18 protein-coding genes and 3 tRNA genes are annotated in these 19,131 nt (G+C 71.8%); 12 read left to right on the plus strand and 9 right to left on the minus strand.

The annotated features are described in order from the left end of the window. The first annotated feature begins 33 nt into the window (after positions 1 to 33). From D7223_RS14760 to D7223_RS34405, 3 genes are all read left to right on the plus strand, one after another. Entirely contained in the window at positions 34 to 288 is a 255-nt protein-coding gene (locus D7223_RS14760) for a hypothetical protein (protein ID WP_238161991.1), read from the plus strand. Next, positions 282 to 782 carry a hypothetical protein gene (locus tag D7223_RS14765; protein ID WP_147252641.1) on the plus strand — a complete coding sequence of 167 codons (501 nt, stop codon included), beginning with the start codon at positions 282 to 284 and terminating at the stop codon, positions 780 to 782. Before D7223_RS14760 ends, D7223_RS14765 begins: the two co-directional genes overlap by 7 nt. Positions 783 to 1,121: 339 nt before the next feature. Next, positions 1,122 to 1,556: a DUF4011 domain-containing protein gene (locus tag D7223_RS34405; protein WP_120728980.1), complete on the plus strand. Its 435-nt coding sequence runs from the start codon at positions 1,122 to 1,124 to the stop codon at positions 1,554 to 1,556. A gap of 861 nt (positions 1,557 to 2,417) precedes the next feature. Here D7223_RS34405 and D7223_RS14775 read toward each other — a convergent pair. Together D7223_RS14775 and D7223_RS14780 are read right to left on the minus strand one after the other, a co-directional pair. Next, a tRNA-Arg gene (locus D7223_RS14775) sits at positions 2,418 to 2,490 on the minus strand. 36 nt (positions 2,491 to 2,526) lie between these two features. After that, a tRNA-Ser gene (locus D7223_RS14780) sits at positions 2,527 to 2,617 on the minus strand. Positions 2,618 to 3,582: 965 nt separating this feature from the next. Here D7223_RS14780 and D7223_RS14790 point away from each other — a divergent pair. Next, the gene (locus tag D7223_RS14790) at positions 3,583 to 4,230 is read left to right on the plus strand and encodes a hypothetical protein (protein ID WP_238161995.1); all 648 of its coding nucleotides are present in this window, start codon (positions 3,583 to 3,585) and stop codon (positions 4,228 to 4,230) included. A gap of 73 nt (positions 4,231 to 4,303) precedes the next feature. Here D7223_RS14790 and D7223_RS14795 read toward each other — a convergent pair whose 3' ends face one another. Then, complete coding sequence (locus tag D7223_RS14795; protein ID WP_120729259.1) at positions 4,304 to 5,074, minus strand: CPBP family intramembrane glutamic endopeptidase; 771 nt, start codon at positions 5,072 to 5,074, stop codon at positions 4,304 to 4,306. 139 nt (positions 5,075 to 5,213) lie between these two features. Here D7223_RS14795 and D7223_RS14800 point away from each other — a divergent pair, with 139 nt between their 5' ends. After that, positions 5,214 to 6,332 (plus strand): globin domain-containing protein, encoded by a 1,119-nt coding sequence (locus D7223_RS14800; RefSeq protein ID WP_120728982.1) that lies wholly within the window; start codon positions 5,214 to 5,216, stop codon positions 6,330 to 6,332. 216 nt (positions 6,333 to 6,548) lie between these two features. Here D7223_RS14800 and D7223_RS14805 read toward each other — a convergent pair whose 3' ends face one another. Then, positions 6,549 to 8,066 carry a peptide deformylase gene (locus D7223_RS14805; protein WP_120728983.1) on the minus strand — a complete coding sequence of 506 codons (1,518 nt, stop codon included), beginning with the start codon at positions 8,064 to 8,066 and terminating at the stop codon, positions 6,549 to 6,551. Between the two features lie 312 nt (positions 8,067 to 8,378). Between D7223_RS14805 and D7223_RS14810 the strand changes: the two genes are divergently transcribed. After that, a complete protein-coding gene (locus tag D7223_RS14810) occupies positions 8,379 to 9,158 on the plus strand; it encodes an IucA/IucC family C-terminal-domain containing protein (protein ID WP_120729260.1) in 780 nt (259 codons plus the stop codon). A 24-nt stretch (positions 9,159 to 9,182) separates the two neighbouring features. On the opposite strand, the gene D7223_RS14815 is transcribed toward D7223_RS14810, so the two are convergent. After that, complete coding sequence (locus tag D7223_RS14815) at positions 9,183 to 10,994, minus strand: DUF6311 domain-containing protein (RefSeq protein ID WP_120728984.1); 1,812 nt, start codon at positions 10,992 to 10,994, stop codon at positions 9,183 to 9,185. A 210-nt stretch (positions 10,995 to 11,204) separates the two neighbouring features. Between D7223_RS14815 and D7223_RS14820 the strand changes: the two genes are divergently transcribed. Next, a complete protein-coding gene (locus D7223_RS14820) occupies positions 11,205 to 11,915 on the plus strand; it encodes a class I SAM-dependent methyltransferase (protein WP_120728985.1) in 711 nt (236 codons plus the stop codon). 122 nt (positions 11,916 to 12,037) lie between these two features. On the opposite strand, the gene D7223_RS14825 is transcribed toward D7223_RS14820, so the two are convergent. After that, positions 12,038 to 12,571, minus strand: coding sequence for a YbhB/YbcL family Raf kinase inhibitor-like protein (locus tag D7223_RS14825; RefSeq protein ID WP_120728986.1), 534 nt, complete (start codon positions 12,569 to 12,571; stop codon positions 12,038 to 12,040). 140 nt (positions 12,572 to 12,711) lie between these two features. Between D7223_RS14825 and D7223_RS14830 the strand changes: the two genes are divergently transcribed. Further along, positions 12,712 to 13,137 (plus strand): VOC family protein, encoded by a 426-nt coding sequence (locus D7223_RS14830; protein WP_120729261.1) that lies wholly within the window; start codon positions 12,712 to 12,714, stop codon positions 13,135 to 13,137. Positions 13,138 to 13,186: 49 nt separating this feature from the next. On the opposite strand, the gene D7223_RS14835 is transcribed toward D7223_RS14830, so the two are convergent. Next, positions 13,187 to 13,273: transfer RNA gene (locus tag D7223_RS14835), tRNA-Ser, on the minus strand. 160 nt (positions 13,274 to 13,433) lie between these two features. Here D7223_RS14835 and D7223_RS14840 point away from each other — a divergent pair. Beyond that, complete coding sequence (locus tag D7223_RS14840; protein WP_120728987.1) at positions 13,434 to 14,411, plus strand: NAD(P)H-quinone oxidoreductase; 978 nt, start codon at positions 13,434 to 13,436, stop codon at positions 14,409 to 14,411. Between the two features lies 1 nt (position 14,412). On the opposite strand, the gene soxR is transcribed toward D7223_RS14840, so the two are convergent. Beyond that, positions 14,413 to 14,865 (minus strand): redox-sensitive transcriptional activator SoxR, encoded by a 453-nt coding sequence (gene soxR / locus D7223_RS14845; RefSeq protein WP_120728988.1) that lies wholly within the window; start codon positions 14,863 to 14,865, stop codon positions 14,413 to 14,415. A 46-nt stretch (positions 14,866 to 14,911) separates the two neighbouring features. On the opposite strand from soxR, the gene D7223_RS14850 reads away from it, so the two are divergent. Beyond that, entirely contained in the window at positions 14,912 to 15,607 is a 696-nt protein-coding gene (locus tag D7223_RS14850) for a transketolase (protein WP_120728989.1), read from the plus strand. Positions 15,608 to 15,609: 2 nt separating this feature from the next. Further along, positions 15,610 to 16,503, plus strand: coding sequence for a transketolase family protein (locus D7223_RS14855; RefSeq protein ID WP_120729262.1), 894 nt, complete (start codon positions 15,610 to 15,612; stop codon positions 16,501 to 16,503). A gap of 52 nt (positions 16,504 to 16,555) precedes the next feature. Here D7223_RS14855 and D7223_RS14860 read toward each other — a convergent pair whose 3' ends face one another. Beyond that, positions 16,556 to 17,263 (minus strand): glycosyltransferase family 2 protein, encoded by a 708-nt coding sequence (locus D7223_RS14860; protein WP_120728990.1) that lies wholly within the window; start codon positions 17,261 to 17,263, stop codon positions 16,556 to 16,558. A 244-nt stretch (positions 17,264 to 17,507) separates the two neighbouring features. Here D7223_RS14860 and D7223_RS14865 point away from each other — a divergent pair, with 244 nt between their 5' ends. Then, complete coding sequence (locus D7223_RS14865; RefSeq protein ID WP_120728991.1) at positions 17,508 to 19,112, plus strand: ricin-type beta-trefoil lectin domain protein; 1,605 nt, start codon at positions 17,508 to 17,510, stop codon at positions 19,110 to 19,112. Positions 19,113 to 19,131 lie beyond the last annotated feature (19 nt).

A 19,131-nucleotide genomic window follows, 5' to 3' on the forward strand; every position in this document is an offset into this window, starting at 1 on the left:
GCGTGGCTGCTTTGCCACGAACTGGAAGCAGCGATGGACCGGTACTGGGCTCGCGTCTGCCCGGAGATCGGACGGACCCGGGTGCAGCGGCCGAAGCTGCTGCTGCTCGCCCACTACGCCGGCCCCGACCTTGGGCGCCGGGCCAGCTACCTGTGGTGGGCGCTGTCCCGCGCCGGTCACCACCACCACTACGAACTCGGCGTCACCGCAGCCGAGCTGACCCGGCTCCGTACCGAACTCCTCGACCTCGTCGCGCTCCTTGACCACTCGGAGGCACCCACATGCTGAAGCGAGATCAGGCCATGCTGATCCTCGGCGTTGAAGCGCTGGCCATCGTCGGCGTCGTCTACTACCTCATCACGCTCGACCTCATCAGCCTCGCCTGGTCGGCGTCGATCGCGATCGCAATCCCGGCCTGGCTGCTCGCCGTGAAGGCGCCGACGACGTGCGGCGTGACCACCCAGAACGGCGGCCGGTGCGGACGCAAGGTCAACGGAGTGATCTTCGGCTGCGGCCGGTCGAACCACACCTGGGTAAAGCTCTTCGCCCGCTTCGGCTGGCGTCGTCAGCCTGACCCGAGCAGTCGGCGGAGCCGGTCTACCGAGGCTACCGAGGTCACCGAGGTGGTGACGGTGAAGATCGCCGAGGACTGGAAGAGCACCGTGGCATTCTGGCTCGCCCTCACCGCGACGACGTGCGCCCTGGTAAGCGCCACCGTCGATGCCACCAACTTTCTTCGCGCTCAGGAGCCGCCGAAGTCGCCGGTCGCCGTCTCCCGCTGACCCTGACTTGCTCCATCGATGAATCGAAGACCACGTCCCGGCGAGGATCGCCCGCTACGGCCTCTCCCGCGCCACGCAGCACCTGTTCGAGTTGGCCTTCAGCTGCGCCAAGCCGCGCCCCGGCACTGCAACATCTCGGCCTGCTCGATGTGCCGACGAGGCGCGGCCGCACTCCAGGCAAGGAGGTGGAGGTTACTCAGTGGGGTCGTCCCGATGACGTCGGTGTCGGAAATCTGATGCATAGATGAACGTGTCATGCGCCCTATCCTGGAGGGCTTTGCCTCGGGCCGACGGCCCGGCGGATCAGCACTGGTGTACGTCGACTGACTTGGAGACGAGATGCTGTTGACCCAACCGGATGTGCTCCACCTCGTTCAACAGGCCGCCGGCCGGTGGGCAGACCAACTGATCGACTTCGGCCCGCGCAACACGCTGCTCTACTTCAAGGAGCGACAGACCACCACCCTCGATCTCGCCGAGGCGGCTGCTGAAGTGGTCGCCGATCTGCTCCGGGGACAGAAGGTTCGCCTACGGACGCTGTTCCCGGACCAGGACCGGCACACCACCGCCTGCAACACTGCCCGCAGTCTCCGCCGGAAGCTGGTCGAGCTGGAGGAGGAGCAGGGCATCCAGGCTGGTTGGGTGACCCGCGGTCTGGTCGGGCAGGTGAACGCCGTCGAAGTCCAGGCCGTGGACCTCGTAGTTGTCGTCGCCGTCGCGGTGAACGGGCTGATCGGTCAGGTCGTCGCAGGCGCCGACCAGCGCCTTGCGTAGCAGATCCCTCACGGTCGGGAACCAGGCCGCCGCGCTGCTGAACCGGCGCTGCCGAGCCTGCTCGTCCCGAACCCGGTCGAGAGCGGTCCGGAACGAACCGTCCTCCTGGATGGCTCTCGCCTTCACCATCGGGTAGTCCGCCGCCAGCTTCTCTATCGCGGCCCGAATCGAGATGTTCTCGTGGTCGGCCATCTCCTCGGCCAGCTCCGACTCGTCGCGGACGACGCCCAGCGCCTCGGAGTATGAGATGTCAAAGCTCTCCGCGAGTCTCTTGGCCTGCGGGTTTTTGCTCACGACGATGTCCGTCTCTCCCTCGTGGTGCCCACGCCACCACCGAGGGGTACGACATCCGCCATCGGTGATCATCTTCTGCGACGAGCTTTCGGCCCTTGTCCCTCGGTGTCGCGCAGGGGCGTGGCCGCGGGCGACAGGAGAACCGGGTGGCGCAGAGCCACCGCACCCACCACGGTAGCTCGCCGGTGCGCGCTCGATCCGAGCGGGCCGCTGGCCGCCTGGCGACGTGAGGGCGGGGCAGGTGTCCCGGCCGCGACTAACGGCGGCACACGGGCGACCAACGTGCGGCACGAGCGCGCACGGCCGCGCGCCTTCCTCATTCGGTCATGGCAATTCGCGACCAACCCGCCCCACGGGACATCGCAATCGACACTTATCGATCAATCCGACCGCTCTCGACGCTGCCGCCGGTCAGACCCACCCGGACACGCGTGGACTACCCGGGAAATGGCGGGACGTAGGGCACGCTCGTCGGACGAGCAGCCACCGAGCAGCCAAACGTCCACGAGGGACGAAGAAACAGAGAGCCTGACCCGCGTTTTCGCAGGTCAGGCTCTCTTGATCTTGTGCGCCCGAAGGGACTCGAACCCCTAACCTTCTGATCCGTAGTCAGATGCTCTATCCATTGAGCTACGGGCGCTCGGTGCTCGGCCAGTCTACACACCCGGCTTTCGCGCGGAGACTCCGGGATTCGAACCCGGGAGGGGCTTTAAGACCCCAACCGCATTAGCAGTGCGGCGCCATAGACCAGACTAGGCGAAGTCTCCTCGGTGGCCCGCAGACCACCGCGCCCGAGGATACAGGTCCCCACCCACCGGGAGCAAAACGACTTCCCCGGCGTACGTCGGGCGGGGAGGTGCCGTCTCACGTCGAGCGCTGTACTCGGGCGTGATCACCGCTACGCTCCATCGATATGCAGGAGCAGCCGTCCAGCGAGCCCACCCGCCGAGAGCCTGCTGCGGGAGGGCGGCGACGCTCCCCGAAGGCAGCCTTCACCCCGCCACCGGCACCGCCGGAGCCCGAACCGGATCCGGACACCGCCAAGCGGCCGACCCGACGGGCGAAGCCGGCGCCCACGGTTCTCTTCCAGCCACCCGAGCCGGAGCGGACGTTGCCCCGCCAGACGGCCCGGTCGACCGATCCGGAGCGGGTCGGTACGTCGGACCCGGACAGCCCGGGTGATCCGACCCACACCGCCGCCGACGCTGCCCGTGGGTCCGGAACCGGTCGGCCCGGGGACGACGAGTCCCCCTCGGTCCAGCTCACGGACGGCCCGGACGCCCCCGGCGAGGCGGGGGCGACGGCCGAGCGGACCGCGACCCCTCGTCCGGGGGCCGGCACCCGGAGGACGGCTCCGGCCGGGAAGGCAGCCCCAGCTACGAAGGCCACGCCGGCCGGAAGGGTAGCCCCGGCGAAAAGGACAACGCCGGTCAGGAAGGCCGCCCCAGCCACGAAGGCCACGCCGGCTGAGAAGGCCACGCCGGCGAGCGGGGCGACCCCGGCCGAGGCCACCCCGGTCGAGGCCACCCCGGACAGGGCCACCCCGGACAGGGCCACCCCGGTCAAGGCCACCGCGCGGAAGGCCACCCGGAAGCAGACCGCTTCCACCACACCCCGCACCAGGAGACCGGCCACCCCGGCGGCGGTCGACGCGTCGAGCGCGACGGACACGCCGGATCCGGTCCTGCTGACCCCGCGCGCCGCGGGGTCGACGCCGGCAGGGGACGCGGCGGTGGGGCGTACCTCCGGGTCGGAACTGGGGCGGATCGTCCGGACGGTGCGGGACCACCCGGGATTCGCGCCGGAACTGCTGGCCCTGGCCGCGGTCGCGGGGATCGGTCCGCAGGCGCGGGAGTGGGCGCGGGAGCTGCGGTCGGCGTACCCGGATGCCGGCGACGACGGCCTTGCCCGGCTCGCGACCCGGCGGTTCGTCCGGCGCGCCGGGACGGGCGGCGCGGTCGCGGCGGCGGCGGGACTGTTCGCGCCGGTGGTGGAGTTGGCGGCGGTGCTGTGGACCCAGGCGAACCTGGTGCTGCACCTCGCCGCGGCGTACGGGCGCGATCCGGCGCATCCGGACCGGGCGGTGGAGTTGCTGGTGCTGACCCAGGTGCATCCGGACGAGGAGAGTGCCGCAGCGGCGCTCGCCGCCGCTCGGGCGCTGGACGGACCGGGTGATGAGCCCTGGCCACGGGCGGCGGAGGCGGCCTGGCGGTTGGCGGCCCCGCTGACCGCGCAGGCCGGCGGGTGGATGGCGCTGCGGTTGGCGTCGCGGGTGCTGCCGGGGGCGGCGGTGGTGGCCGCCGCGGTCGGCGACGCGGCGGCGGCGGAGCGCGTGGCGGCCCGCGCGGTGGCGGCCTACCGCCCGATCCGGGGCCGCTGAGCCGACGGCACCGGTCCGGCGCCCGCGACGCGAGCCGCCGAGCGCCGGGCAGCGCGGGGCGGCAGGGCAGGGCTCAGAGCCAGTCGAACCACTCCCGGGGCAGCAGCGCGTAGCCGACGAAGGCCGCCACGTCGAGCAGCGTGTGCGCGACGACCAGCGGCATCACCCGCTTGGTACGCAGGTAGAAGAGAGTGAACACGACGCCCATCACGACGTTGCCGACGAAGGCGCCGAAGCCCTGGTAGAGGTGGTAGGAGCCGCGTAGCAGCGCACTCGCCGCGATGACCGCGCCGAGTCGCCACTGGAGTTGCCGCAGCCGGGTGACCAGGTAGCCGACCACGATCACCTCCTCCAGCAGGGAGTTCTGCAGGGCGGCGAGGATCAGCACCGGGACGGTCCACCACAGGTCGGGCAGCGCGGCCGGCACCAGGCTGGCGTTGATCCCGAGCTGGGCGGCCACCCAGAACAGCGCGAGGCCGGGCAGGCCGATCAGCGCGGCCAGCCCGGCCCCCCGGGCCAGGTCCTGGCCGGGCCGCCGGGCGTCCAGGCCGAGGGTCCGGGCCGGGTCGCCGGGGTCCCGCGCCAGCAGGTGTACGGCGAGCAGCACCGGCAGCAACGCGAAGACGATGCCGAGCAGTTGGTACGTGAGGTCGAGGTAGGGCCGGGCGGACCGGGAGGTGTTCAGCGCGGCGGTCTGCGCGGACAGCGGCCCGTCGGCGGTCAGCTTGGCCACGATCGAGACGAGTGCGTAGACGGCCGACTGGCCGAGGGAGAGACCGAGCACGAGCAGCGTCTCGGTGCCCAGGGTCCGGCGCGCCACCGGACGGTCGAGGTCGACGGTCACCGCACCACTGTGCCCGACGGCGACCTCCGGCGGCACGGCGAAGGACCCTCACGAGCCGATCGCACATTCTGTGCGACCGGTGGACACGCTCCGTGGACATTCTATGGATGCCCGATCCGCCCGAGGAGAAGGAGCGTCCGTGGACGACGTCGCGCGGTTGCTGAAGGAGAGCTGGACCCTGGTCGAGGAGGACCGGGAGCGGCTGAGCGCCCACTTCTACGCTCGGCTGTTCCTGCTCGATCCCGAGCTGCGCAAGCTGTTCCCGGTGCAGATGACCGGACAGGGCGACCGCCTGCTGGAGGCGATCATCACCGCCATCCACACGCTGGGGGATCCGGAGAGCTTCGACGAGTTCCTTCGCGGACTCGGCCGGGACCACCGGAAGTACCACGTCGACCCGGAGCACTACCGGACCGTGGGAGTGGCGCTGCTGGACGCGCTGCGCAGCACCGCTGGTGACGGCTGGAACCTGGAGTACGACCAGGCGTGGCGGGACGCGTACGCGGTGATCGCGGCGAAGATGGTGGCCGGGGCGGCGGCGGACGACAACCCGCCGTTCTGGCACGCCGAGGTGCTCACCCACGAGCGGTACGGCCCGGACACGGCGGTGCTGACCGTACGCGCGTTGCAGCACCCGCTGCCCTGGCGGGCCGGCCAGTACGTCAGCGTCGAGGTGCCTCGGCACCTCCCCCGGGTGTGGCGGACCTACTCGGTGGCGAACGCGCCGAACGACGACAACGTGCTGGAGTTCCACGTCCGGACACCGGCGGGCGCCGGCTGGGTCTCCGGCGCGCTGGTACGCCGGGTGCGGCCGGGCGAGCTGCTGCGGGTGGCGGCGCCGATGGGGTCGATGACCCTGGACCGCGAGTCCGAGCGGGACGTCCTGCTGGTCGCCGGCGGCGTGGGGCTGGCACCGGTGAAGGCGCTGGTCGAGGAGTTGGCCGCGGTCAACCGGACCCGCTGGGTGCACGTGTTCTACGGGGCCCGTACCGAGGCGGACCTGTACGGCCTGGACGGGATGCGGGAGCTGGTCGCGGCGCACCCGTGGCTGTCGGTCACGCCGGCGTGCAGCGAGGACCCGGACTTCGACGGCGAGCTGGGCGACATCGCCGACGTGGTGGCCCGGTACGGACCGTGGACGACGCACGACTGCTACGTGTCCGGTTCGGCGCGGATGGTCCGGGCGACCCTGCGGGTGCTCGCCGAGGACGAGGTGCCGCCCGCGCGGACCCGGTACGACACGTTCGGCGACCTGTAGGAGCGGCCGGGGGGCCGACCTTCGGGTCCACAGACCTTCCTCCCCCCGGACCGGGGTTGCGTGCCCCCGCCCCCTGGGGCACGCAACCCCGGTCCCCCCGAACGGGCGGCCCGGCACCGCCCCCGTGATCACGCCCGCCCGGCCGTCCTTTCCCACCCGGGCGGGCGTGATCGTCCCGCCTGGCCGGCGGACCCGGCCGGGCCGCGTCGGGTGCGCTCAGTAGCGCCAGGGGTTACCGGTCTCCCGGTACTCCTCGACCGGTACCAGGGGCACCCCGGGGGCCATCCGGTCGACGTAGAGCCGGCCCTCCAGGTGGTCGATCTCGTGCGCCACCAGCCGGGCCATGCCGTACTCGAAGGATGTGATCATCCGGCCGCCGTCCAGGCGGGCGTGCTCCACGTCGATGCGCAACGGGCGCGGCACCAGGCCGCGGTGGTCGAAGTAGGAGAGGCAGCCCTCGTACTGTTCGTCGATGTCCGCGGCGGCGTCGACGACCCGCGGGTTGAGCAGGACGACCGGCTCGGCGGCCCGGTCGGGGGCACGGACCAGCGCGGCGGCCCGGCCGATGCCGAGCTGCGGCGCGGCGATGCCGACGCCCTTGCTGAAGGGGTGCAGCTCGTCGAGGCGGAGCAGGGCCGCGGTGAGCCGGTCCAGCACGTCCCGGGCCACGTGCTCCTCGTTCGGCAGGTCGAACGACCGGCTGGGCTGGCGCAGCAGGTCGTCGCCGCGTTGCAGGATGCCCAGGCCGCGCATCCGGTCGCTGGGCCGGACCCGGCCCGGCTCCTCGGGGCCGCTCTCCGGCCGGGCCCGGAAGCGCCACTGCATCCGGTACCGGGCGTTCAGCGGCGGATCGTCGGTCGACCACTCGAAGATCACCCGGTCGCCCTCCGCGCGCCGGCCGACCGGCGTCCGCAGCGGGCCCTCCTCCGCCGAGAGCGAGGTCTCCGCGCCCCAGACCTGCGGGTCGAGCGACGCCGGCAGGTCGAGGGACACGCCGAGGTGCCGGGTCGGTACGCGGACCGCCCGCTGGAACCAGGGGCCCCACTTGTCCTGTCCGACGGTGTACGCGTACTCGATGGTGGCCCGGTCCCCGGGGTAGAGGGCGAACCGGCGGTCGGCGTTCTCGAAGAGCAGCCAGATCTCCTTGAACGCGTCCCGGTCGTGCTTGGCCCGCCAGTGCATCGCGTCCCGCTCGTCGCCCTGGGTGCGGTACGCCCGCAGTTGCAGCTCGGCGAAGGTGAGGGGGTGTTCGCGGTGGTGCCGGTTGGAGCGCCCCGGGTCGTTGGGGTAGCGGTCGACGGCGACCCGGACCAGGTAGCGGGTGACGGGTTCGGTGCCGGCGTTGTACAGCTCGCGGCGGATCACGCAGTGGTAGGAGTCCTCGTGGTGGGTGAGGCCGGCATGCTCCCGTTCCACGATCAGGCCGGTGCCGGGTGGCATCCACTGGCCGGGGGCGGGCAGCTCGCGGTGCGCCTTCTCGGCGCGGGTGTGCCGCAGTTCGTCGTACTCCCGGAAGCGCTGCCAGATCGCTCCGCTGGCCTCCAGGACGGCCTCGGCCCGCCGGGCGAAGTCCTCGGTGGGCCGGTGCCGGCGGCCCTCGACGTGGCTGACGTACGACGGGTCGAAGCCCATCAGGGTGGCCAGTTGCTTCTTGGACAGCCCTCGCCCGGTCCGGTGGCGGGCGAGTTCGGCCGCGAAGGAGTCGGCGGCCCGATCGAGCGGTGAGGCAGTCATCAGCTTCCTCGTGGCCGGGAGTACCAAGTTTCACGTTCCGTCGCCGCACAGACACGGATCTGCCAGGTTGTCGACACGAACCTTGACGATGCAACGAAAGCTGTCGATACTGCACCCGGCCGTCCCGCCGTTTCCCGCACCTCTTCGCGGGTAGTACGCCGACACGCCGGGCGAGCGACGCATCCCGGACGAGTGACCTGGGCCTCCCGCACAACCCAGGAGAGGCTTCCCTTACCGATCCGGTCGGGGTTAGGCTAGCCTTAGCTCAGTAACGAGCTCTTCGGACGGGGGATGGGTCAGGTGACAGCGGTCATGCCGGGGCGCGAGGTCGCCGTCGCACCGCTTGCCCCGGTGACGGCCGCCCTCCGCCACATGTTCGGCACCGACGCCCTGCCCGGCCTCGCGCCCGGCCTGCTGGTGACCGACGAGTTCGGCTGGTCGCCGGCCACCACGCTGATCGACGGCACCCGACTGCCCGAGTTCCTGCGCGCCGCCTCCGTGCGCTGGGGCGGCACCCCGCACGCCTGTGCGGCACTGGCCTGGAAGTCGTACAGCTACTGGACGGCGCTCCCGGTCGTGCTCGGCTGGGCGTCGGCGCGCCGGGTGCCGCTGCTCGACCCGGCCGACGTCCTGATCCACTTCGAGGACCACCGGCAACTGCTCACCATGGGCCTGCGCCGCTCGACCACGGTCGCGGTGCTGCCGAGTGACCCGCTGGCCCTCTCCGGGCTGCCCGAGGTGCGGGTGGTCGCCGACGAGGCGGAGCTGCTGGCCGCACTGCGCACCTCGCTCCTCGACGCCCATCTGGCCCCGATGGTCGCCGCGATCCAGGCCGAGGTGCGGATCGGCGCGCGTACGCTGCTCGGCTCGGTGGCCTCCGGCATCGCGCACGGCGTCCTGCGGGCCGCCGACGGCCTGCCGGGCTCCTCGGTCGACACGATCGACACGTTGCTCGGCGCCCTCGACCTGGCCGACCTGATCGAACTGGTGCCCGGCCCGGCCGGCGAGCCGACCGTGCAGCGGCGCACCTGCTGCCTCGCGTTCACCCTGCCCAAGCCCAAGATCTGCCAGGGCTGCTGCGTCCGGTCCTGAACGTCCAGCGGTGCGTCCGGGGGCTCAGTCGGTGAGCGGACGGACGTCCCAGAGCCAGACACCCCCGGTGTACGTGGGGCGGATCCCGGTCAACTCGGTCATCCCCCGGCGCAGCGCGTCGGCGTGTGCGGGCGTGCCGAGCACCACCGCACCGGCCCGCCAGTACCGGAGGTCGTCCACCGCGTCGACCCGCGCCTGCGGGGTGATCGGCGGGACCGCACCCGTACGCCGGATCTCGGCGAAGAATGCGCTGGTCGGACGCGGTGGGGCGGTGAAGAGCGCGACCCGGTCCCGGCCCGGCCGGGTGTCCGGGCCGAGGAAGTAGCCACGGGCGATCGGCATCGCCAGCCCGGTGTCGGCCGACCAGCGCAGCGGGTCGGCGTAGTGGGTGTCCGGCAGTGGCAGGGTCACCACACTGCGCCCGCCGGCCGTGTACGGGCGCCAGGCGCCGGAGGTGACGAAGTCCGGCGTCGGGTCGAGGCGGACCGCGGGCAGCGGGGTGGGCAGCAGGGGCACCAGCGCCATCGCCAGCACGGTGACCGTGGCGAAGCGGATCTGCCGGCGCGCCCCTGGGTTCTGGTCGGCGAGCCGGCGCGCCCGTTCCGCCGCGTACGCCAGGAGCAAACCCACCACCGGGGTGATCGCCAACGCCCACCGCGTCGGCACCACCGAGTGCAGCACCGGCAGGTCCTCCAGTAGGGCCCAGGGCGCTCCGATGCCGGTGCCGCGACCGTTCAGCTGGATCTCCCGACCGAGCGAGAGCACCGCGAAGAGCAGCCCGACGGCGGCCAGCCCACGGACGACGGCGTCCCGCCGCAGCCACCAGACCAGCGCCACCACGAGCACCACCAGCGGCCAGCCGAAGAACGCGTTCTCCTCGGTGGGGTTCTTCGCCAGGCCGCGCGCGCCGCGCTCGTCGCCGGCGAGCGACTCCCGGGAGTACGCCACGAACGACGCCAGGTCGGTCGAGTAGCCCCGGATCAGCCGGGACAGCCCGGAGTAGGCGCCGGGGCCGAAGAACTGGACGTACAGCGGGTACGCGAGCAGGACCAGCGACACCCCGGCGGCGACGGCCAGTCCGGCGAGGAAGGTCCTCCTCCGGTCGCGGAGTTCCGGCCGGCCCAGGGCGAGCGCCACGACCACCACGCCGAGACCGATCGCGGTCATGAAGAGGATCTCCAGGTTGACGAACGCCTGCCAGACGATCACCAGGGCGAGCAGCACGCCGTTGCGCAGCCAGCGGCCGGGCTCGGCGAGGCGGACGGTGCGCCAGACGATCAGCGGCACCACGTACTGCGAGACGATGTTCGGGTGCGCGTTGGCGTGCGAGACCATCGCCGGGGCGTACGCGCAGAAGACGGCGCCCAGCCAGGCGGGCCCCCGACTGCCGACGACCACCCGGGAGAGGACGAAGTACCACGCGGTGGCCGTGGCGATCATTCCGAGGGTCAGAAAGAGCAGAAAGGACGCGCGGGGACCGAATGCCAGGGTGATGGGCGTCAGTGGCAATGAAACGGATAATACGGACGTATTCGCCATCAGATTGACGCTGTCCGGAACGTTCATCCGGTCAGACCCGAACGGATAGGCGAATTCGGTCACCACCCGGGCGCCATGCGCCATCATCCACTCGAACTGCGACTGGTCGGTCCGGTTGTCCCGCACGCCGCTGGCGGGGTCCAACCAGAGCCGTGCGGTGATCCAGAAGGCCGGCACGACGAAGCTCAACACCGCGAGCACGTCCCGACGGTCGACGCGTTTTGGCTGCTCGACGGGCACCCGGGCGGAACCCTCCCGGGACGTACCGGCAGGGCGGTCCGATTCGGGAGTAGTCATAACGATTCGTAGAGTAGTCAGGCTATGACGCCGCCGTGACATGTTTCGGGGTACTGGGTACTATGTGCCGGGTTCGCCGACCGCCGATCACGCGCCCACCCCCCGACCGCAATTCGGCCACTCCGGTCCCCCGATTCTTCGCCGTAACACGCGGATGGTTCACTCTGTCGGTCCAGGCGCGGGTCGAGTCATACCGTGAGGAATCGACGCATGGCAGAAATCACTGGGGATCAGCGCGTGCAGTCCGAGGTGCTGGAGGGCCTCGCGACGGCGGTCAACCACCGGCGCTGGTTCGTCGAACTCGCCCTGCCCTACCTCGGCGACGACCCGATCGAGATCGGCAGCGGCCTCGGTGACTACGCGCTCGAGTGGGCCGATCACCTGCCCCGCTTCACCGCCACCGAGGCGGACCCGGACCGGCTGGTCTCGCTGAAGGAGCGGCTGTCCGAGAAGCCCGGCATCGAGGTACGGCAGATGCTCCTGCCGCACTCCGAGCGGGGTGACTACAGCGCGGCCGTGTCGTACAACGTGCTGGAGCACATCGAGGACCACGTGGGCGCGCTGCGCAGCATGCGCGAGCTGGTCCGGCCGGGCGGTGCGGTGATCATCATCGTGCCGGCGTTCATGTTCGCGATGAGCCCGGCGGACGTCGCCACCGGGCACGTACGCCGCTACACGAAGAAGACCCTGGGCGATGCCATGACCGAGGCCGGGCTCACCGTGGAGAAGATCCACTACGCCAACGCGCTCGGCCTGATCGGCTACTTCATGGCCACGAAGGTCTTTCGGCTGATGCCGAAGGAGGGCCCGATGGTGAAGGTCTACGACACCCTCGTCCTGCCCGCTACCAAGGCCGCCGAGCAGATCGCCCGCCCCCCGTTCGGCCAGTCCGTCTTCGCCGTGGCCCGCGTCCCCGCCTGACCCCGCCCCGCCCCCGCCCCCGTTTACGCCCCGTTTCCGCCCCGTTGATCATGGGGTTGACGGGTGAGTTGATCTCCAAACCACCCGTCAACCCCATGATCGACACGGATCTGCCGGCCGGACTACTCCTTGAGCTGGTAGGTGGGGCGGATGACCGCGCGGGCGAGGGTGTGGAAGGTCAGGTTGAAGCCGACGTACGCCGGGCTGGCGTCGGGCGTGACGTCCAGGGTCGCCACGTCCAGGGCGTGCACCGCGAAGACGTAACGGTGCGGGCGGTCGCCGGGCGGCGGAGCCGCACCGCCGTACCCGTCGCTGCCGTAGTCGTTGCGGACCGTGAAGCCACCGGCCAGGTCGTCGCCGGAAGCGCCGCGCGGCAGTCGTGTCACCCCCGCGGGCAGGTTGACCAACGCCCAGTGCCAGAAGCCGCTGCCGGTCGGCGCGTCCGGGTCGAAGCAGGTCACCGCGAAGCCCTTGGTGTCCGCCGGGAAGTCCGACCAGTGCAGCTCCGGCGAGACGTTGTCGCCACCGACGCTGTCGTGGGCGTACGCGGCGTCCATCGGCTCGCCGTTCTGCACGTCGTCGCTGGCCAGGGTGAACGCCGGGACGGTCGGCAGCAGCTCGTACGGGTCCGGGGCGATCGGTCGTTCCAGGGTCATCGGGACGGGTCCTTCCGGTGCGGGCGAATGGTCCTGCGACCCCTTCTTACCCCGCCGGACCCCGGGACCGAACGAGGAACCCCGGTCGTGCCCTGCGGACTCGACCGTACGGGGCCACAATCGCCCCGGAGGTGATCCACGTGGTCGACCGGAACAACGTCCCCGTGCTGCGTCAGGTGGTCCTCGACTGCACCGACGCCAGATCGTTGGCCGAGTTCTACCGCTCGCTGCTGGGCCTCAGCTACCGGGACGGTGACGAGCCGCCCCCGGCGGGCGAGCCGGACGAGCACGGATGCGACTGGCTGGTGCTGCGGACCGAGGCCGGCGCCCAGCTGGCCTTCCAGCAGGTCGACGCCCTGCCCGAGGCGACCTGGCCGGACGGCCCGGTGCCCCAGCAGATGCACCTGGACCTGACCGTCGGGTCGGTGGCGGACCTGCGGGTGCAGCACGAACGGGTCCTGCGCCTCGGCGGCCGGCTGCTGCGCGACGAGATCGACGACCCCGACGAGCCGCTCCGCGTGTACGCCGATCCGGCCGGGCACCCGTTCTGCGTCTTCGTCGGCTGACCAGTCTTCGTCGGCTGACCAGCGGTCACCGACGCGTCGTCGACGGAAGCGGAGGGTGTGGGATTCGAACCCACGAAGACATCGCTGCCTTACCGGTTTTCAAGACCAGCGCCATCGGCCACTAGGCGAACCCTCCCGGCCCGCGCGCCCCGAGGGGTACGCGGCCGTGCCTAGTCTGCCATGACGAGCGGTCGGGCGAGCGGGCACCGCTGGGTCGACGGCGCTCCACAGTGGTGTCCGGCGGTGGATTCCCGGGCCGGGCGTGGGGCGGCCGGCCGTTGGGGTAGACAGGAACCATGCGCGCGATCACGATCCCGGAGCCTGGCGGACCCGACGCACTGGTGTGGGCCGAGGTGCCCGACCCGGAGCCCGGCCCCGGCGAGGTGGTCCTCGACGTGCGGGCCAGCGCGGTGAACCGGGCGGACCTGCTGCAACGGCAGGGGCTCTACCCGCCGCCGCCGGGCGCGCCCGCGTACCCCGGGCTGGAGTGCTCGGGGGTGGTCGGCGCGGTCGGGGCCGGCGTGACCGGTTGGGAGGTCGGCCAGGAGGTCTGCGCGCTGCTGGCCGGCGGCGGGTACGCGGAGCGGGTCGCGGTCCCGGCCGGGCAGCTGCTGCCGGTGCCGGCGGGCGTCGACGTGGTCGACGCCGCGGCGCTGCCGGAGGTGGCCTGCACGGTCTGGTCGAACGTGGTCCACCTGGCCCGGCTGGCGTCCGGCGAGACGCTGCTGGTGCACGGCGGCGGCAGCGGGATCGGCACGTTCGCGGTGCAGCTCGGCGCGGCGCTGGGCGCGACCGTGGTGGCGACCGCCCGTGGCGTGAAGCACGAGCGGCTGCGCGAGCTGGGTGCGGCGCACGCGGTCGACTACCGGGAGCAGGACTTCGTCGAGGAGGTCCGGACGGTCACCGGCGGCCGGGGCGCGGACGTGATCCTGGACATCATGGGCGCGTCGTACCTGTCCCGGAACGTGGCTGCCCTCGCCGACGGCGGCCGGCTGGTGGTGATCGGCATGCAGGGTGGGCGCAAGGCGGAGCTGGACCTGGGCGCGCTGCTGGCCAAGCGGGGTTCGGTGGCGGCGACGGCGCTGCGGTCCCGGCCGGCGGAGCAGAAGGCGGAGATCGTCCGGGGGGTACGCGAGCAGGTGTGGCCCCTGGTCGAGGCGGGCCGGGTCCGGCCGATCGTGGACCGGCGGCTGCCGATGAGCGAGGCCGCCGAGGCGCACCGCCTGGTCGAGTCGAACGACCACGTGGGGAAGGTGCTGCTGACGACCGGCTGAGCTACGGGGTGGCCGGCGGTGCGGGCAGCAGCAGGCGGGCGCCGGGGCCGTCGCCGGCCAGCGAGTCGCCGGGGTTGTTGAGGGTGCAGCGCCGCAGCGACAGGCAGCCGCAGCCGATGCAGCCGTCGAGGTCGTCGCGGAGCTTGCCGAGCAGCCGGATCTTCTCGTCCAACCGGTCCCGCCACGACCGGGACAGTCGTGCCCAGTCCTCGGCGCTCGGCGTACGCGACGCGGGCAGCGAGTCCAGGGCCGCCCGGATCTCCTCCAGGGACACCCCGACCTGCTGGGAGATCCGGATGAACGCCACCCGGCGCAGCTCGCCCCGCGCGTACCGGCGCTGGTTGCCGCCGGTCCGTTCGGCCCGGATCAGCCCGAGCCGCTCGTAGTAGCGCAGCGCCGAGGGGGCCACCCCGCTGCGCTCGGCGAGCTGCCCGATGGTGAGTGCTTCGTGCATCACGTGCCCTTGAGTTGAAGTTCGCTTCAACTTGCACGCTAGCGGAATGACGACGACCGCCGCCACCACGGCCACGCCGCCGGTGGACCCCCTGCTGGAGCGGGTCCGCGCCGGCCGCGAGTTCGGCCCGAACGTCCACTCGACCCTCGACGTGCTCCAGGTCCTCTACGACCGGATCCTGCGGATCACCCCGACGACCGTCGACGACCCCGACCGGGACCGGTTCCTGCTCTCCAAGGGGCACGCCGTCGCCGGGTACTGGGCGGTGCTCGCCGCCCGCGGCTTCATCCCCGCCGACTGGCTGGACGACCAGGGCGGGCCGGCCAGCCGGCTCGGCGACCACCCCGACCGGCTGCTGGTCCCCGGCGTGGAGATCGGCTCCGGTTCGCTCGGCCACGGCCTGGGACTGGGCGTGGGCACCGCGCTCGGGCTGCGGGCCCAGGGCCTGACGGACCCCCGGGTGTACGTCCTCCTCGGCGACGCCGAACTGGACGAGGGCTCCAACCACGAGGCGATCGCGTACGCCGGCGCCACCGGCCTGGCCAGCCTGACCGCGATCGTGGTGGACAACTCGTCGGCCACCCACGGCTGGCCGGGCGGGATCGCGACCCGGTTCACCGTGAACGGGTGGACCGCCGCCACCGTCGACGGGCGCGATCACGACGCCCTGCACACCGCCCTCACCGGGCAGGACGAGCACCGGCCGCACGTCGTCGTCGCGGTCGTCGAGAGCGGGGAGTGACCGTGCGGGACACGTTCGTCGACACCACCACCGACCTGCTGGCCGAGGATCCGCGTACCGCCCTCGTGCTGGCGGACATCTCCGCCGACGCGTTCGCCCCGGCCGCCCGCCGGCACCCCGACCGGGTGCTCAACGTCGGCATCCGGGAGCAGCTGATGATCGGGGTGGCTGGCGGGCTGGCGTTGACCGGCCTGCGACCGGTCGTGCACAGCTACGCGCCGTTCCTCGTCGAGCGGGCGTACGAGCAGATCAAGCTCGACCTGGACCACCAGGGCGTGGGGGCGGTGCTGGTCAGCGTGGGCGCCTCCTACGACCGGGCGGCGGCCGGTCGCACGCACCTCTGCCCCGCCGACGTCTCGCTGATCGACACCCTGCACGGGTGGACGGTGCGCGTCCCGGGTCATCCGGCGGAGGTGCCGGCACTGCTGCGTACGGCGGTGGACGGCGACGGGTCCGCGTACCTGCGGCTCTCCACCCTGCGCAACGACGTGCCGCACGGCGGCGACGGCGCTCTCGTGGTGGTGCGCGACGCCGGGCCGGGAACGCCGCTGCTGGTGGCGGTCGGTCCGACGCTGGACGCGGCGTTGGCCGCGGTGGCCGACCTTCCGGTGACGGTGGCGTACACCAACCGACCCCGACCGTTCGACACCGCCGGCCTGCGGGCGCTGGCCGGCGAGGCGGTGATTCTGGTCGAGCCCTACCTGGCGGGGACCTCGACCCGGGTGCTGTCGGCGGCGTTGGCCGACCGCCCGCACCGGCTGCTGGCGCTCGGCGTGGGGCGGGAGGACCTGCGGCGGTACGGCACGGCCGACGACCACACCCGCTGGCACGGGCTGGACCCGGCCGGGGTGCGGCGCTCGGTGGTCGGTTTCCTGCGACCGGCCCCGGTGGGCTGACCGCCGGCGGGGCGGGTGGCGCGGCCGGCGCCTGGTCGACCGGGGCGGAGGGTCAGCTGGCCCGGGCGACGCGGGGGCGGCGGCGGGCGCGCTCGCGGCCCAGGATCCAGATCGCCTCGACGCCGTCCTTCCAGGTGATCTTCTTGCCCTCCTCGCGGCCCCGCGCCCGGTAGCTGATCGGCACCTCGTAGGGCCGGATGCGGCGACGCAGCAGCTTGCCGGTCACCTCGGCCTCCATGCCGAACCCGCGGGAGCGGACGTCCAGCGAGCGGTAGAGGGCGACCGGCATCAGCTTGAAGCAGGTCTCCAGATCACCGATGTACGAGTTGAACAGGACGTTCGCCGCCATGGTGACGCCCTTGTTGCCCATCACGTACCAGAAGCTGTAGGCGCTGTGGCTGCCGAAGGTGCGGTTGCCGTAGACCACCTCGGCCCGCCCGTCGAGCACTGGGTCGAGCAGCTTCGGGATGTCCTGCGGGTCGTACTCCAGGTCGGCGTCGAGGATGACCATGTAGTCGCCCTCGGCGTTGTCGACCGCCGTCTTGATGGCCGCGCCCTTGCCGGCGTTGCGCTGGTGCGTGATGACCCGCAGGCGGGAGTCGTCGGCGCGGCCGAGGATCTCGCCGGTGCCGTCACGGCTGCCGTCGTCGACGATGAGCAGCTCGATCTCGCAGGGGTAGTCCACCGCCAACGCCTGCTTGAGGGCATCCGCGATGCGTTCTTCCTCGTTGTAGACCGGCATGAGGATCGAGAGCTTCACGGAATTCTCCCGGGGAGCGGACAACACGACGCCATAGCGTACCTTGCCCGCCAGTAGGGCTTCGGCGGCGGCGGTGCGTCGTACGGGCGTGCGCCACCACACCGGCCGCCGATGAAATATCGGGATCGTCCGGTTCTGCGCTCCGCGCGCAAGCTTTCTGAGACGTATTCACATCTATCGAAATGCGCGTTACCTTCCGGTAACTCGGTCGACGTCCCGCGACCGAGCCGAAAGGAGTGCGTCGATGTCTGGTACTTCTGCCAGGCGCGAACGGACGCCCCGACGGCGGGCTCTCACCGCCGTCCTCGCCACCGCTCTCGTCCTGCCGATGCTCGCCGCGCCGGCCACCGCCACCGCCACCGCCGCCGCCGACCGTCCGACCATCCAACCGCTCCCGACGAACCTGGAGGCGATCCGCGCCGCCGAGGCCACCGCGCTCTACGGCGCACCCGGCATCCGCCCGCTGGAACAGCGCCGCACCGCGTTGATCACGATGGGCGACAGCGAGATCTCCGGTGAGGGCGTGGGCAACTACGTGCCCGGCACCCACCAACCCGGCAACTGGTGCGACCGCTCGTACGACCAGGCGGTGTTCCGGACCGGCATCACCGCCGACGAGAAATACAACGTCGCCTGCTCCGGTGCGACCCCCTGGAACCTGATCGCCGGTGGCCCCACCCAGCACAACGAGCTGAACCAGGGTGACCAGCTCGCCATCAAGGCCCGCAACACGCAGATCAAGCTGATCTGGGTGGTCGTCGGCGCGAACGGCGACGGCACCATCCAGTTCGGCCCGGTGGCCACCGACTGCGCGATCAGCCGGGTGTTCTTCCAGGGGCCGTGCTACCCGCGCTACACCGACCAGTGGACGATCCGCACCGACGGCAGCCGGCGCGCCGTCGAGGACGCTCTCCACTCCATCCGGCAGACCATGACCGGGGCCGGCTACCTGCGCTCGGACTACGAGCTGGTACTGATGTCGTATCCGAGCCCGGGCAGCCCGGACGTCGAGGACAACCCGAACTTCCCCGGCTGGTACTCGGGCGGCTGCCTGCTCTACCTCGCCGACGCGGCGTTCGCCCGGAACAAGGCGGTGCCGCTGTTCGAGTCGGCGCTGCGCGCGGCGGCGGCCAACACCGGCACCCGGTACCTCGACGCCAGCCGCCTCTTCCACGGCCACGAGGTGTGCACCGACAACACCTCGGTCCGTGGCCTCTACATCGAGGTCGGCATCTGGGACGAGAACGCGGCCCGGCAGTCGTTCCACCCGAACGCGCGGGGACACGGCATGTTCGCCCAGTGCGTCACCCAGTTCTACGCCTCCGGCCAGGAGCGGGCCACCTGCGTCGACCCGGCCAGCACCGGCGCGGGCGTGCTCTACCCGGGGCTGTTCGAGTTCCGGCAGTTGCGCAACGCGGCCACCGGCACCTGCGTCGACGGCAAGGGGTACGACTCACGCAACGGCACCGTCCAGCAGTCGTACGCCTGCCACGGCGGTCGCAACCAGGGCTTCTGGTACGACCCGACGCGCCAGTCGGTGCACTCCGAGCTGTCCCACGACCGCTGCCTGGACGTCTCCGGCGGATCGGTGACCTCGGGCACCGCGGTCAACATCCACGACTGCCACGGCGGGGCCAACCAGAAGTTCGTGCTGGCCGGTGCCCAGATCCGCGCCGCCGGCAACAGCAACCTCTGCCTGGCGTTCGACAGCCCCTGGTTCGGCACCCCGAGACTGCGGCTGGCCACCTGCTCCAGCAGCACCCGCCAGCAGTGGTCCTTCGAGTCCCGCGCCTTCCCCAACCCGGTCGGGTACGGCCACGACGACTGGATCGGCTCCCGGGTGTACTGATCCCCGTGTTAACAAGGGC

This window comes from Micromonospora endolithica (assembly GCF_003626595.1).
Taxonomy (GTDB): Bacteria; Actinomycetota; Actinomycetes; order Mycobacteriales; family Micromonosporaceae; genus Micromonospora; species Micromonospora endolithica.

Coding starts and splice junctions, on each gene's coding strand:
- D7223_RS14760 (WP_238161991.1), top strand. CDS start 34: ATGGACCGGTACTGGGCTCGCGTCTGCCCGGAGATCGGACGGACCCGG.
- D7223_RS14765 (WP_147252641.1), top strand. CDS start 282: ATGCTGAAGCGAGATCAGGCCATGCTGATCCTCGGCGTTGAAGCGCTG.
- D7223_RS34405 (WP_120728980.1), top strand. CDS start 1,122: ATGCTGTTGACCCAACCGGATGTGCTCCACCTCGTTCAACAGGCCGCC.
- D7223_RS14805 (WP_120728983.1), bottom strand. CDS start 8,066: ATGACTGCCTCACCGCTCGATCGGGCCGCCGACTCCTTCGCGGCCGAA.
- D7223_RS14810 (WP_120729260.1), top strand. CDS start 8,379: ATGCCGGGGCGCGAGGTCGCCGTCGCACCGCTTGCCCCGGTGACGGCC.
- D7223_RS14815 (WP_120728984.1), bottom strand. CDS start 10,994: ATGACTACTCCCGAATCGGACCGCCCTGCCGGTACGTCCCGGGAGGGT.
- D7223_RS14820 (WP_120728985.1), top strand. CDS start 11,205: ATGGCAGAAATCACTGGGGATCAGCGCGTGCAGTCCGAGGTGCTGGAG.
- D7223_RS14825 (WP_120728986.1), bottom strand. CDS start 12,571: ATGACCCTGGAACGACCGATCGCCCCGGACCCGTACGAGCTGCTGCCG.
- D7223_RS14840 (WP_120728987.1), top strand. CDS start 13,434: ATGCGCGCGATCACGATCCCGGAGCCTGGCGGACCCGACGCACTGGTG.
- soxR (WP_120728988.1), bottom strand. CDS start 14,865: ATGCACGAAGCACTCACCATCGGGCAGCTCGCCGAGCGCAGCGGGGTG.
- D7223_RS14850 (WP_120728989.1), top strand. CDS start 14,912: ATGACGACGACCGCCGCCACCACGGCCACGCCGCCGGTGGACCCCCTG.
- D7223_RS14865 (WP_120728991.1), top strand. CDS start 17,508: ATGTCTGGTACTTCTGCCAGGCGCGAACGGACGCCCCGACGGCGGGCT.